The following is a 15,654-nucleotide window of genomic DNA, read 5'->3' on the forward strand; positions in this document are numbered from 1 at the left end:
TCTAGCCGATCATATCTCTAATCGCCAAGCCTATACATACGGAAAAGACCGGCGAGATATCCTTTAGGTATTGTGGTGAAGCCGCGGGCACATTTACCCGCAGGTCTTTCATCGGATCAGCCACTTCGCATGGAACTCCGAGTTCTCTGCTCAGAAACTTGTCCAGGTTCGGCATTTTGGCAGTCCCACCACAAAGGTATATCCGCTGCGGAGGATTTGCGTACTTGGTGCCGTAATAATCAAGCGAACGGCGCAGCTCTACGGCAAGGTCCGTCAGCACGCCTGAGATCGCCTTGAAAACATTACTCTCCATCGACCCGGGCTGCGGTGAGCTGGGCGCATGAACAGGAACCACGGCCTCTTCACCAGGATCGGCATTTTGACTGGTATCACTCAGATCAAAATTCGGGTCCACTTTTTCAGGTTCCATGGACGGTGTGTCGTCCTGGTCATCGAGGTCAAATGACGGCTTTATCTGTTCATTGGCAGTCTCGCCGCCGCCAAGATCAAACGCCTGTCCTTCGTCTTCAGGTTCGTCCGACCCAAAATCAAACGCCGGACCATTTTGAGTCGACTCGCCGCCAAGATCAAACGCGGGCTTTGAAGCAGCAGGCTCGGGTGAACCAAATGTTATCCCACCCAGCGGATCATCTGAACCGAAATCCGGGCCGTCTATAGTATTTGCGAAACTTCCGGGCTGCACCGTTTCGGTGCCGGCATCGCCCGCCGCAGGAGCGGAACCCGGCTCGTCCATATCAAACGATAGACCACCGGCTGCGTTATCCGGGCCGACGGAAGTCCCGAAGGAAGTCGGCTCAGAACCAAAACTAAACCCGCTCCGATCATCGGCTGCGCTGTCCGCAAAACCGTCCAGGTCCACAGCGGCGTATTCCTTCTTCGTGATCTCGGCCTGGTCAAGACTTTGACCCAACGCCTCGGCAATCTCCTGGGTGAATGTCATGCCCGCAATACCGAGCGGAGGACTTGGAAAAGTAAGAATGCCGTTCTCGAAGATGCCAAGGTCGGTGTTATGCGCGCCTATGTTGACAATAGCTACGACTTCGTTCTTAGCGCCGTTGGTGGAGGTCTCCACAAGCGCCCGGCTTGCCGCGAGAGACTCTATATCTATCGCCATGGGCTTGAGTCCGGCTGCCATGAGCGTTTGAACATGACTGTCTATAAGCTCCTGCTGCGCAACCGCAAGCAGGACCTCCATGTTTTGCGCATTCGGGTCCGCACTGGGTCGCTCGACAGGTTGAAAGTCCATCACGATCTCATTCGGAGGAAACGGGACATGCCTTTCGACTTCCCACTTGACCGTCTCAGCCAGTTCTTTACCGCTCATCTTGGGAACATCGATCACACGCACGACAACCCGTGACTGTCCCGCCACTGAACTGACGCTCTTTTTCGTCTTTATTCCGCTCTCCGCAAGCAGAGCCTTGACAGCGCTGCCCAGAGCCTTGGAATCGACAATTACTTCGTTTTCCACCACACCTTCGGGAAGGGGGGCAACGCCCAGACCGGTTATGGTTATGCCGTCCTTGGTTTTCTTGGCCTCGGCAACTTTGATGGTATCAGTGCCGATGTCCAGGCCCACAACTGCGGAAGGCGCGGATTTGGGTGACGGACTCATATATAATTCCTAATCTCCATTAACAACATGCACGAGGAATATCGTAGCATCAAACCCAGCAGAATGTCAACAAACTAACGCTTCGGCCGGTCGCCATAAATATGATAAACAAACCTCCGGCCCCATGCATATGCACGGGGCCATAGGTATTACAAGCCGGACTTAATCGGCGGCAAAGCTCGGACTCACGGTCTCCCAGAACAAATCCGAGGTGCCGCTGCGGGTGCTCGTCCAGAACACCCATATCTTTGAAGAAATAGCGGGCACTAAAGTTCCACTTGAGTTGGAATATACTGGGTCTGCAAACGCATATATGCTGTCTTCGTTGACATTGCCGTCTGCGGAAAAGCCAAAAAGCGATTGCTCAGGTGTCTCCTCGATCCAGTATACATCTTTTGGGGTCACGGTTATCTGCGAGCCTGTCCCGCTGGATGCACTGGGAGTATAGGTGATCGTGATATCCGGCGGGGGTGTATCAAACAACGTGCCGCTCATTCTTTTCAGTGACTCATAACGCTCGTCAACCTCGCTGAAATAAATCTTGGTTCCGGCTCGGTTTACCTCCCAAGGACCCCTGTTATTGCCCACGCTCAGGCTTGCGGAAGGGTTGACACTACCGACAGCAGTTCCCAAAACATTGCGCTGTGTGACCATAGGGATCGGCGGATAGCTCTCGCCTGTCGCGGGATCAATGAGCTTTGTAAGGTCGACTCCGACACGATAGGTCTTGTAGTATATCGTGCTGGTCTTGACGCCCGTTCCCGCCTTGCGCCAGAACACCCACAGTCTGTCTACCGGCGCGCTCGAACCGCTGAAATCTCCCATACCGGGATTGATCGTAGTGTTCATATTCGTGCGTTCGATAAACGCCCTGGGGCTGTTATCAACGGCTTCATCCGTAGTCAGCCGCCAGGTCTGAGGAGTATAATCCGCCCGGACCTCCGGCGTAATGAAGCTATCGCCGGCTTTGACCTCTGTCAATGGCTGAGTGAACCGGACTACGCCTCCTGAGAAATCGACCAGCATCTTGCCCAGAATAGCCGTTGTGATGGCGCTGGGATATTCATAGGTATAAATACCGGTCGCTTCGTCATAGGTCGGGACCAGCGCCTGTGGAGCAACCTCGGTGCCGTTAATTTTCACAGAGCCGTCTGTGGCGCTGACGACCGCGCCGCCCGAACCGACCGTGACATCGCCGCTCGGCAGCTTCAGGACATACTTTTCAGGAAAGACTACGTGTATATACGGCACTTCCGGTGTCGAGCCGTAGTATGCATCTGTGCCCCAACTGTCCGTAACGGGCGACTCCGGAGACGGCTTTACCCACGCCAGGTGCTGCGAGAGATAGAAACCATACTTGGGATCGCGCCTGAGCTGCTCGTTGAAGACTCTGGGCATAGGCTGGGCAACTTTACTCGGGAGCGCATTTTCCAACGCTTCCTTAACAGTTGCATCAGTCTGGTTGTTAATGTCAATCTGATTTGCTGCAATATAGCGGCCAAGCAGAATATCGGAGTTCTGGCTGAATTTGTTTGTTCCGGCGTATACGATATCCAGAAGCTGCTTGCAGCCGGAATAGTTCGGGCTCGTATTCAGGTCTCCCCAAAACCGGCGGAATATGCAGTTTGGCGAACTCATTGAAGATAAACAACTCGGAACGGCGAGCATGCTGTCATCCGTCCACCCATCCATCGAGAGTCCGCCGGTGTCGTTGGTCGAATACATGAGCGATAGCTTTCCGTTACTGCCGCCCTGCCAGAACAACCAAGCACGGTCATTATAAACAGCCATGCTCGGTGAACGCTTGATCATGCTGGGATCATGCTTGATATAGTTTATCGTGGTGTCACTGGAAGTGACATCTCCTCCGGTCACATTTGTATAGAAGATCAGATGATCCTGTGTAACTTTATTGGCGCTGCTTTCCACATCAGCGTCTCCCGCCCAGACCAGCCATGTGGGCCAACCGGAACTTGAGCTGCCGGATGAGCTTGACCCGGAACTGTCGTAACCGGTAACCGAGTTTGACGTGAGCTTGCTGGTTATAACAGGCGAATGATGACGCACTGAATAGAAATCGGTCGCGCTGCCATCAAGTGTCCACATCATTGGCGTAGACATATCGACAGGCCACTGTTTGCTCTTGGGAGGCAGTGTGGCGTCCGAGTCACTCGTTGGCACCTTCCACCACTGATTTTTTGGCGTTGTCTGAGCCGATTGCCATTTTCCGCTATCCCAGCTCAACTTCGCACGATCGATAAACCACGGAGCATTGGCAAAGTCCGTGCGTTTAGGATCAGTAGTGCTGGACCAGTCGGGATATAGACTGCTGTCGAACATCCTGTTGCTGGACCAGAAGAGATAGACATTGCCCGATGCCGGGTCCCTGAATGCGGCTGGAGTCGAGTCGCCTATCCTGGGGGTCGAGTCGCTATCGATCTGCGGCAGTGTAAGTGTTGTGACACCGCCCGTAAGCTGGTTTTCACGCACGCTTGCATTGAGTTGGAAGCTGGTCTCGGCTACAGGCTCGGCCACAGGATCAAGATACCCGTTGCGGTTACGGTCGGCGAACACAGGCACGTACGGCAGGCCGTATGCAGTGTCATAACTGTGATACGCGCCTATCGGCTGAGTCAGAGGAACCTCCAAACTCACTTTCACCGGCAGAGGCTCATCGGTGTCGAGACTCGTACCGAATGTCTTGTTGAGAGATGTCAACACACCTTTGGTGTAATCTTTGGTGTAAAGCGAAGTATTTTTGTCATAGTAGTTCATATCCCATTTGCGCTTATCGGGTATTGTCATTATGCTCGGATCAGGATCGCCGACTACCGATTTGGTGAGCGTATAGCCAAGGACCGGACCGGCCATATTAACACTACTTGAGTCTGTCGTAATGAACGGGTCCTTTCTGAAGACATCAAATGCACTGGGACCGCTCAAGTCAAGAGAGCTTGTGATGCAGCCATAGGGCACCGGAGAAACGGAGCCTGACTGATCGCTAAAGAGGCGGACCTGGCGGCCAATGTACATATCGGGTATGTTCACATTGCCGGCGTTCTTGATAGTGACCGTCTTAAACCACTGCGAGACATCGGGATTTGGATTGTACGCGCTGAACGCCTGTGCGTTTGTAAGCCCAACACCCAGGCCATGAGGCGCGCGGCCTATATCGATAGTCTGCTGCTCTACCTCTATCTTAGGATCGGGCGGAACAAAGACGCCGACACGGAACCTGCGATACGCCTCCTGATATGTGCTGGGTTTGCCGTTGGTCACGTTTCCGTCGTCCCAGCTTCCTTTGCCGTTCGAATCTATGTATGCCTCAACACGCTTGCTGTAACCCGAGATCGAATTGGCAGGCTGGAAACGCGGCACATCAACAGATACAAGCACAGCCTCCGGCAGCAAGGTGCAATCATCATAACTAAGCGGCGCAATCCCGCTGGCTTCATACACACCCGCCAGGCTGGTGTTGTTGTTTGCGGGGTCGCCGCCGTCGCGGGCCTTCTGATAGCTTTGATGCTGCTTTGAGATATTCGGATAATCAGCCGAGCCGATGCCGAACTCCCAGGGAAATTTGACTCCACCTGAAGGTCTAATCGCGTCGATGCCGCCGTTCCAGCCAAGCTGGTCCGCATTGATCCTGAAGTTGGGAAGAGCATTCCAAATGCCCGATTTGCTCTGAATAGTTCCGGTCGCGCTTCTGTCCATTACCCATAGCCTGGCCTGACGTGAAGTCGTGCCATGGTTTACTCCCTGCAGATTGACCTCAGGCAATACACCGGAGGTGTATGTGGCAGTTGAACCTGTTGTATCCAGTGTGGCATTGCCGTTGAAATGCGCCTCAGGATCGTATCTGGACTTGTGTTCACTATTGGACCAGGCCGCATTGCTCGTAGTACGAAAATCGGTCGTGGTGCCGCTCTTGTCCGGCCATGCAATTGACAAAGGCGTGCTCTGATCGTCCATAATGGCAAGAGGATTGTTGACTCCGATGTCCTGCTCCTGGAAGACCTCGTCCGCAACAAACGGCTTCGGAGGCGTGCCTGCGATCAGGCGTGCGATAGGATAGGTCTTGGTAGTAAATGCTGCGCCTTTGGCGGTGCTGTCCCGGCTGGTAACCATAACCTTAAGTATCCATCCGGGACCGGGACTCGGCGGGTCGTCGCCGTTCACTTTTGTGTAGTTAATCTTAAGGTCGAGATACGCGTAGGTGCGCTTGACCGGTGTCCCACTAGAATATTTTAGCAGAGGCGCCGTAGTGCCGCCGCCGCTGCCGTCAAGAACATTGTATTCCTTCACCGTAAAATGTTTTGTGGTCTTGATACTGCCGGCGCTGGCGCCGCCGCTGGAGTTTGTCATGGACAGCGTGAATGCCGAAGAGCCTCTGCTTTTAAGATACGTCTTGGCGGGAAGGTTCCATAATATGATATTTATCGTTTCGCCCCACTCGAAATAGACCGGTTTGTCTTTGGTCCGGATATCTTCGTCGCCAAAGTAATATACACGCTGCGCCTTCGCTGCCGTGAGGAGTTTTGCATCCACATCCGCATCAAAAGCAGCGCCCGTGCTCGTCGGCACATTTGTAATCCATTTCATATCGGGGCTTACCATCCACTTTTTTGTCGGCCAGTCAACCCAGGCAGTAGATGTGTTGCTCGGAGTATCGTACGTAGCAGGTGCAGTGGCGGATGCGATACTGGTCTGAGGATTCTTGTTTGCCGAGTTCTGGAAGAAATCCGAGTTGAAAATCTCACACTGGACTTCAGGGTCGGATTCCACCCCCTCAGATTTAATAGTATCATCAGGGAACGGCCAGTAGTCTCCACCTGCCCAACTGCCGCCCCATGCGCCGCCGTAATCGGAGAAGGCATACACGCGGCCATCCGAACAACCCACATAGACGTAGCTTGTGGGATTGCTTGAAGTCTCATACTTGAACTGCGTGACGTTGGGCGATGAAAAAAGCTCTCCCATTGTCTGCATGTACTGGTAGTTCTTGCCCTTTTTATTATTTTTATCGATGTAAAGCTGCGCCTGCGTTGCATTCGGGTTATCCGAATCATAGCGCCAGTCGCTGCGGCCCGAGTTGGCGCTGAGCCAGTGAAGCTTGCCCTCCATATCACCGGCATACATAGTCATCGTGTTGTTTATAGGCACTTTCGAACCGTCCGATGATCTTGTGTAATAGGTGGGATCACTGCTTGGAGCTGCGGCATCGAATGCGACCGAACCCTGAATAGGTGAAAGCAATGGCAATTCGGTATAATCGGCGCCATAAACATTGCGCTTGCTTGTATCGTTTGTATCGGGATAGTCGACATATAAACGGCGATTGTCCGCACTAATGCCTGCATCAGTCCCCGCATTGAAGCTGTATACGTGACCGTCAGTGCTGCCTATCCATGCCCGGTGCATAATCGTAGAAACGGCCCGGCCGTCCGAAGCATCGCCGACAACAGTAGTCGAATACCTGAATGCGCCGAGAGGCGTCTTGGTGCTGCCGTAATCAGGATATCTCCATAAAGGCTTACCATCTGCATCAGGACCGCTTAACGCATTGATACAGTAAAAATAACCCGTTGTAGAACCTATAAGGAGCTGATCGTTATCGTCGTCAATAGTCGGGGTCGAGGTAAACCCGCCCATGCTGACTGAGTCTCCGAAAGATGTGCCGGATTTGTCCTGGTCGAAAAACGTCCATTTAGTCCTGGCTATGTCATCCATTGCGTTGTTCATTGCATCAAGGCAATAGATATGGCCATCGAGAGCCGCAACATACAGATATGGCGCGCTCTTATCCCAATAGGTAGGAGTGGCACCTATCGAGCCTAAAGGATCCGCGTCGGCATCGTCCGAGCCGCTGACCAGGCGCTTATTGCGAATCTTGGGATAGACCCAGTTTACCTCGCAAAGCTTGGCTGTAATTATGTCGGAACCTCCGTCGGCATCGAACGACAACACCCGTCCGGATTCTGTGACGGCATAGATTGTATCGGCGATCATGTCTTTCGTATCAGTCATAGTGTCGTCATAGTCTTCCAATGACTTCTTGATATTGGCAACAGGGCTGCAATAGCTGAATGTGCCAATGCTGTCGGGGACGACCATTACTGCATCGGCAATCACGGTCCTGCCGGAAGAAACCGGTTCAAGTTTGACATTTGTGACATTGAAATACGACGAGCCGAGCTGGACCCATTTGCCCTGGTTCGTCTGATCCGACTGATCGATTGTAACTGTAGCAGTGGTTGTTGAACCACTGCTGTTTTCGTAATCAATGGAATACTCGCCTTTGCCTCGGGCCTTAGTTTCACCATAACCGACCGGAGGTATCCAGGCATATACGCTGTATGACCAGCCGTCGCCGCGGCCATCTCTTGTAGAGTCCAAAGTACCATAGAATGGCCAGTTTGTAGTGGCAGTGGAAGAAGTGGCATACCAAATGTTGCCGCCGAAGGCATCATCTCGACAGGTAATTTCTTTCCATCCGCCACCAATGCTGCATTGCTCACCGACAGTCTGGCCGGGGCCCTTCCATAGAAGCTTACCTGTTGTGGCATCCAAAGCGTAGATCTGCCTGTCGCAGCCCGTCATAAAACACACAAGGGTGGGCTCGTCACCTATCAGCACATGAGCCAAAGTAGGTGTGGAATAAAACCCGCCCTCTACCGGGCCTTCGAGAGGATCGCGAACACTGAAATCAGCACGATCAGGCTCCCAAGAAGGCTTTTCTTCACCAGGTGCAAGCACACGCGATGGATAGCGCCAGATAGCGGTGCCGAGCCTCTCCGAAAGCTCCTTGTATTGCGGGTTATTGGCAAGCGTATCGTTGATGGGTGTTACGGAGTTTACACAATACACTGCCCCCGTTTCGGGAGCATTTTTGTAGTTTGATAACGGCTGCTCGACAGTGCCGATGTAGACCACAGGAGACTTGCCGTTATAGCCCTGCTGAGTAGTGTCATAGGTCTTACTGGGATCATGAACCATGTCATATTTAACCGTAGCGCTTACCGGAGAAGAGTATATCTCCATACCGGTGCCCCTGACGAACTTGACCGCGTCGGCTGCAACACGAACGCCGCTGACACTGGTATCGCCGGTCACGTTTGAGAGAACGACTTTGTAATTGCTGGTCTTGGTCTTATCTCTGAATGAAAACTGTTTATCGGTCAAGAGCTGCCAGGAACCGCCGTCTGACTGATCGAAAGTGACCTGGGTGCTGCCGGTGTCGTCGTAGACCGTATAGATCGCGTTTTTAGTGAATGTAAAAGTATCAGTGATGGTGACCGTCGGGACCCACACATATACGTAGTAGTAACCGAGCGACACGCTCGGTCTGTTGGAATCACCGTAGGGGAATGTCCAGATAGCTTCGTCCGTTTTACCAGTAGAACTCGATGAGACAGCGCCCAAATAATGGTAACTATATGTTTCGGTATTGTCGGCGTAATCATCTTCGGCTGTGTCCGATACATAGCTGTAATCCCATGCATCTTCGGCTGTTGCCTCATTCCATAATCCATAGTACGTCTTGAACCAACTGACGCCCTTTTCCGGGGCAGCGTCATCTATAGCGGTATCCGCTTCAGTGGCATAATTCGCATCGGGACGCGGAAAGACCCAGATCACATCGAGCGAGGCGGGGTTCTCCAGATCGTTCGAGTGAGGATTGCGGCCTATATGCATCATATCCGCATGGAACTCAGGCCACACAGGCCATGGTTCCGACACTGTGTCCGCACGTCCGGTACTCGCCAAAATGACTACCCAGACTGTTATGATAACTATTGGGATAAGAAAACGCGCTTTGCTTCCCTTCATCAGGCCCTCCACATGCACTTGCCTATGAAATTCCACTTATTTCGACTTAGCCTATATATCAATTGTTCCGTTACCGGGCATATATGGCAGCCACACATTATACCATGTTAGAGGCTGGAAGTAAGAAATTGGAAGTTTGAAACAGGATAACTCATCAATACAGTATTGGCACGGATTGTGCACACTATACATGTGAATGGCGCACAACACGTGACAGGAGCAATATTGATGAAAAAAAGAATAATCGGACTATTTTTGGCTGCCACACTGCTGATCGCAACCTGCGGCATAGCAGTGGCTGCGCAGTATGCTGTCGCGGTAAGCTCATCTAAGCTATATCAAGTGAGAGTGAGCGGCTCCAGTATGTCCTATAAAAAGATATTCGATCTTGGGGATAGCAGTTGGGCACGCTCGATTGCAACATACGGCAATAAGATACTGGTAACAGAAGTAGGCAGCGGCGGCAGCTCACTGCGCGCGTTTACACTCGCCGGCGGTGGAGTCACAGAAGAGGCATCAATATCTATGAGCGGGATATCATATGCCAATTCAGTCGCAGTGGATTCCAATGGAGGAATCTATGTAACCGACGGATCGAGCACAAGCTCAGCTTACGCATATATGTCATCTCTGTCGGACACGGCACATGTGCGCACAATCGGCACAGGTTATGCGCCTCTGATGGATGTTGCCACATCAGATAACTCCGCAGTCATTATCAGCAAGCATAGGAATGATGTTGACGATCAAAGCAATATTACAACACTTGCGGGCGGGAGTGTCGGAACTACAATATCGCTTCAGAGCGGCACCAATTACCCACGATATCCGGTGGCAGTCGCCGCTAAAAGCGGTTATGCGTATGTTGTCAGTGAAGTCTATAACAATGTCGGCACAAACAGCGCCGCTTTGAGCAGATACAGCATCTCGGCAAATACTGTCGATACTCCGACACAACTGGCAGGTTTTGTCCCCACGGACATCATTACATACACCTCAGGGCCTATCGATTACCTGGCAATGATAGGGCGCACAACAAGCGGAACGCTGCAGGCCAGGAGGACGATGCTTATTGACGGCGCTATTACTACTTGGACCACCAAGGACCTTGGGACAGATGGGGGCGTTGACTTCCAATGCGCTGCGTCCGCGGACGGCAGCCTGCTGTGGTACAGCAGCGCGGGGGGAGAATATGTGGGTGCAACTTCATGGACCAATAGTCTGGCTACGGGCACGGGCGACGATATATCAGGGCTTGTAGCGTTCACGACAGAAATGACACCAGTGCCCGAGCCATCAAGCCTTTTGGCTCTAGCAAGCTTTGGAGTGGGCGCATTTGGGTTCCTCATAAAGAGAAAAGGCGCGTAAGCAGATTGCACTAACAAAAACACTAAAATCCCTCGGCAGGTGTCCGGGGGATTTATTTTATCTACTTATTCTGACGCCACATGTATCCGAAGGGACACTCCGCGAATTCACCCGCCGGGCTTCAACCTACCTATTCTCATAACCCATTCACAACCCGTGAACAACATTTAACTAAAATACCATGGTCCGTTAACTACATTTTGGCCAAGTTGTCGTACTGTTATTATGGAAGGGTAAAATTTTCGGATGCTTCGCGGACGAAGAAGCTGTCTCAAAAAGAATAAGCGAAGAGACATGAATTTGCGGTATAGTTGTCGAACTCCTATATGGGAGGATTGATGTAATGCCGCGATTCAAGGAAATGCCACAGGACCCGAAGCAGATATGGCTTATGTCTCCAAGTCTGGATGATATGATATCGGAAGATAATGAGGTGCGTGCTTTATCTGAGGTAATGGATAGTTTAGACTGGAAGATTCTGGAGGACACCTATGTGGAACGTGGAGCACCGGCCTATCCGCCGAAGGTTATGGCTAAGATTCTTGTATTTGCCTATTCCAATGGAATAAGGAGCAGCCGGAAGATAGAAGAATTGTTGGCAAGTGATGTTCGATATATGTGGCTGGCTGGTTGTTTGAAGCCCGATTTCCATACCATTGCGCGATTCCGAAAAGAGAAGTTCGAGTCTTTGAGCAGGCTATTCGCCGACAGTGTAAGATTGTGTAAGTCTTTAGGCCTGCTGAATCTGAACATAGCTGCGTTTGATGGCACAAAGGTGTCAGCAAACGCTTCTAAGAGGTCACTTTATGATCGGAAGCGTATAGATAAGGAACTTGAGGCAGCTCGCAAGATTTTGGAAGAAGCGGATGATGTGGATGCAAATGAAGATGCCAAGTTTGGTGAACAAAATGGCAGAAAGATTCCCGAGCATCTGCGTGATGCGAAGAAGCGTAAAGAAGCTTTAGAAGAACTCAAAAAGAAGCTGAATGCGAGCAATTCCAAGCTCATATCTTCTTCTGACACGGATTGCCGCTTGATGAAGACCAGGGATGGGTTCAGACCAGCTTTTAACGTTCAGGCAGCCGTTGACAGTGAGCATCAAGTAGTATTGGGAATGCAAGTAACGAACTCGGAGAATGATCACGGTCAGTTGCCCGGGATGTTGGCCGAGGTGAAGACGAACTGTGGTATGTCTGCTGTGATGGCTTTGGCAGACACTGGTTATTGTGATGAGAAAACTCTGTTGGCTTTTGCAGATATGGGTCAGGACGCGCTTATAGCGCAAAGCAGAAAGCTAGGAAAGACAGATAAAAATAATCTCTTCGACAGCAAATGTTTTCTTGCTGATGATGAGCGTGATGTGCTTATATGTCCGGCGGGACGTGAACTGAACTTTGCAGGTGAATATCAATGTGGCAGTGGCAGATATCGATTATATAGTGCGCACGGATGTGTAAGTTGTTCGTTTAGAAACCGGTGTGTAAAATCGGGTCGCGGAAGTCGTCGGGTATCCATTAGCTGTAAAGAAAGATTTTACCACCGGATGCGGGAGAAAATGAGCAGGCCTGGTTGTAAGACCCTCTACGGACTGCGCAAACAAATAATTGAGCCGGTATTTGGTCAGGTAAAGCACAACAGAGGATTCAGGAAGTTTCTTTTGCGCGGGGTAAATGGCGCAACTGCTGAGATGGCGCTGATATTTCTGGTCCACAACCTATTAAAATGCATAGGTAAGGCGGCAATTTCGTCATTGGTTGCCTGTTTTAGCAGCATTGATAGATTTATACACTTGTGTTGTCGCCGAATCGGGGAACTTGGAATGTGTTTCAATAATTCTTCGTATCTTAGCGAAGCATTCTGAGACAGCTTCAGGGTCTCCCGAAACAACTGTAAAAGCCCCCAGTTTCCCAGGGGCTTGATTCTACCAATTACTCTTCGGATTCCTCTTCGGTCTCTTCCTCTTCGATATCATCAACATCTTCGATGACATCTTCTTCCATTTCCATATCATCTACAAGGTCGACTTTCGACTTCTTAGGCTTGAGCTTTGGCTTAAGCGTTTCCTCAGGAGCCTCTGCTTTTGGTATTCTCGCCAGACTGCTCACGGTATCGCCATGAGTGAGATTGATCAATTTGACACCCTGAGTGCTGCGACCGCATGAGCGAATTTCCTGCACTCTTATTTTGAGCATGATTCCATGGGTGGTGATTATGACGATTTTGTCCGTATTGTCTACCACGGCGGTCTCCACGATTCGCCCTGTTTTATCGCTCAGGTTCATCGTTTTGATGCCCTTGCCGCCCCTGGTCTGCTTGCGATACATATCCAGCGGTGTGCGCTTACCGAAGCCCTTTTCGGTAGCTACCAGCAGTTCGCAGTCGTCGCGAGCAAGTGTCATACCGACAACCTTGTCATCACTCGCAAGCTTAATGCCTCTCACGCCGCCTGCCGCACGTCCCGCGCTCCGTAAGTCTTTCTCGTGGAAGCGAATGGACATACCCCCGGCAGTGACCAGCGCAACTTCGTTATCGCCGTTGGAGACGCCAACCCACTTCAGCGAATCGCCTTCTTCTATATCGAACGCACGCAGGCCATTAGATCGCAGGTTGTGGAACTCAGCCAGATCGGTCTTCTTGACCTCACCCATCTCAGTTGCCATGACCATATAGCCCTGCTGCTCCATGTCGCGGACCGCAATGGTTGCTGTGATCTTGTCACCAGGCTCTATTGATATCAGGTTTATGATAGCCGTGCCCATAGCCTGCCGCGAGGTCTGCGGAATCTCATAGGCTTTGAGCCGATATACCCGGCCTCGGTCCGTAAAGAAGAGGATGTAATGATGCGTAGTGGCCACAAACAGATGGGCCATCTTGTCCTCTTCTTTGGCAGTTGCGCCGATTATGCCCTTGCCGCCCCGCTTCTGAGCACGGTAGGTATCGATAGGGACGCGCTTAATATAGCCGTCGCGGGTGATGGTGATGATAGTTTCCTCATCAGGAATGACATCCTCATCGCCGATCTCGTTGGCTTCCATCGCCACTATGCGGGTCTTACGCGCGTCGCCGTATTTGTCTTTAAGATATTTGAGATCGGCCTTGATCACATCAAGAATCTTTTGCGGATCGGAGAGCAAATCTTCGAGAGCCGCGATTTTCTTGAGCAGGTCTTTGTACTCTTCTTCGATCTTGTCGCGCTCCAGAGCGGTGAGCTGCCTGAGCATCATATTCAGAATTGCATCAGCCTGAATCTGTGAGAGGCCGAACTTGCTCATCAACTGAATGCGCGCAACCTCGCTGTTTGCCGAAGCGCGTATGATCCGAATGATCTCGTCCATGTGGTCCAGCGCAATACGCAAACCCTCGAGAATATGCGCCCTGCGCAGAGCCGCCCTGAGGTCGAACTTAGTGCGGCGGACGATTACGTCGTAGCGGTGGTCGATATAGTGCTGCATCACCTGCTTGAGAGTAAGAATCCTCGGCGTGTTGTCCACAAGGGCAAGCATGATCACACCGAATGTCTTGCGCAGGTCGGTGTGCTTCAGAAGGAAGTTTAGGACCTTGCGTGGATGCGCGTCTCGCTTAAGCTCGATCTGGATTCGGATTCCAGTGCGGTCGGAGTAGTCGAATATGTCGGTGACGCCGTCGATCTTGCGCTCTTTCGCGAGCTGGGCTATTTTATCGATGAGAGGCTTCTTGTAACACTGATACGGCAGCTCAGTGACCACAATCGCGGACTTGCCGCCCTCCAGGACCTCGATATTGGTCTCGGCCTGCATAACGATCTGACCACGGCCCGTCTCATATGCGCTACGGATACCCTTGGTGCCCAGGATCAGACCGGATGTAGGGAAGTCCGGACCTTTGACAAACTGCATGAGCTGCTCAACGCTAGCATCAGGATTATCGGCCAGATAGCTCAGGCCATCGCATATTTCGGTGAGATTTTGCGGTGGAATCTTTGTCGCCATACCGACCGCGATCCCCAGAGCGCCGTTTGCCAGCAAATTCGGAAACTTACCGGGCAGGACTATCGGTTCCATGCGGGTCTGGTCGTAATTGTCTGTCCAGTCGACAGTATCTTTTTCGAGATCGTCGAGCAGTTCGACTGCATACGGCGACATCCTCATCTCGGTATATCGCATAGCCGCCGGAGGATCGGGGTCAATCGAACCCATATTACCCTGACCGTCGATCATAGGATAGCGCGAGTTGAAGTCCTGCGCCATTCGGACCATTGTCATGTATATGGCAACATCGCCGTGCGGATGGTAATTACCCATGACCTCACCGGTAAGCTTGGCTGACTTTCTGTGCTGAGCCGATGGCCCGAGGTGCAGATCGTTTAGCGCAGCGAAGATCCGCCGTTCGACGGGCTTTAGGCCGTCCCTTACATCAGGAAGCGCTCTCGATATGATTACGCTCATCGCATAATCCATATAGGAGCGCTTCAGTTCGTCTTCAATATTTACAGGGATTAGTTCCCGCGCAATGTTGCTCAATATGAGGCCCTCTTCCGATCAATTTGTATACCTTAATTATATCGGTTTGAGCACTACCGGTCAAGGAAGAGGAAAGGCTGGGCAATCGGGTGCATCCCACAATCAAGGTATTCTGTGGGAATGGCAGCTTTCGCTAGCGCAATTAATTTGGATAAACATCAATTCCCGCAGTAAATGCGCGCTGTAGCTGCGGGAACTCAGGTATGTGATAACCCATTAAAAGTAATAACCGTCGTTCCGCGCAGCATAATGTTGAAATTACCATTACTTTGGAATGCACCCGAAAGGCTGCGCAGTTGTGATTTGAAATCGCAGAGTTTT

General features: G+C 51.5%; 5 protein-coding genes. 2 read left to right on the forward strand and 3 right to left on the reverse strand.

Annotated elements, in window-relative coordinates; translation table 11 throughout:
* Position 1 precedes the first annotated feature (1 nt).
* Positions 2-1,636 (reverse strand): type IV pilus assembly protein PilM, encoded by a 1,635-nt coding sequence (gene pilM, locus ABFD83_05795; protein MEN6356581.1) that lies wholly within the window; start codon positions 1,634-1,636, stop codon positions 2-4.
* A gap of 162 nt (positions 1,637-1,798) precedes the next feature.
* Positions 1,799-9,466, reverse strand: a complete 7,668-nt coding sequence (locus tag ABFD83_05800) for a hypothetical protein (protein ID MEN6356582.1) — start codon at positions 9,464-9,466, stop codon at positions 1,799-1,801.
* A 228-nt stretch (positions 9,467-9,694) separates the two neighbouring features.
* Here ABFD83_05800 and ABFD83_05805 point away from each other — a divergent pair, with 228 nt between their 5' ends.
* The gene (locus ABFD83_05805; GenBank protein MEN6356583.1) at positions 9,695-10,834 is read left to right on the forward strand and encodes a PEP-CTERM sorting domain-containing protein; all 1,140 of its coding nucleotides are present in this window, start codon (positions 9,695-9,697) and stop codon (positions 10,832-10,834) included.
* Between the two features lie 343 nt (positions 10,835-11,177).
* Positions 11,178-12,695, forward strand: coding sequence for an IS1182 family transposase (locus ABFD83_05810; protein MEN6356584.1), 1,518 nt, complete (start codon positions 11,178-11,180; stop codon positions 12,693-12,695).
* Between the two features lie 67 nt (positions 12,696-12,762).
* Here the strand turns inward: ABFD83_05810 and gyrA are convergent, their stop codons facing one another.
* Complete coding sequence (gene gyrA / locus ABFD83_05815) at positions 12,763-15,333, reverse strand: DNA gyrase subunit A (GenBank protein ID MEN6356585.1); 2,571 nt, start codon at positions 15,331-15,333, stop codon at positions 12,763-12,765.
* Between the last annotated feature and the right edge of the window lie 321 nt (positions 15,334-15,654).

Source organism: Armatimonadota bacterium (assembly GCA_039679645.1).
In the GTDB taxonomy this organism is placed as follows: domain Bacteria; phylum Armatimonadota; class UBA5829; order UBA5829; family UBA5829; genus UBA5829.

Bases quoted from the DNA above. Each gene is read 5' to 3' on its own strand.
- ABFD83_05805 (MEN6356583.1), top strand. From the start codon at position 9,695: ATGAAAAAAAGAATAATCGGACTATTTTTGGCTGCCACACTGCTGATC.
- ABFD83_05800 (MEN6356582.1), bottom strand. From the start codon at position 9,466: ATGAAGGGAAGCAAAGCGCGTTTTCTTATCCCAATAGTTATCATAACA.
- pilM (MEN6356581.1), bottom strand. From the start codon at position 1,636: ATGAGTCCGTCACCCAAATCCGCGCCTTCCGCAGTTGTGGGCCTGGAC.
- ABFD83_05810 (MEN6356584.1), top strand. From the start codon at position 11,178: ATGCCGCGATTCAAGGAAATGCCACAGGACCCGAAGCAGATATGGCTT.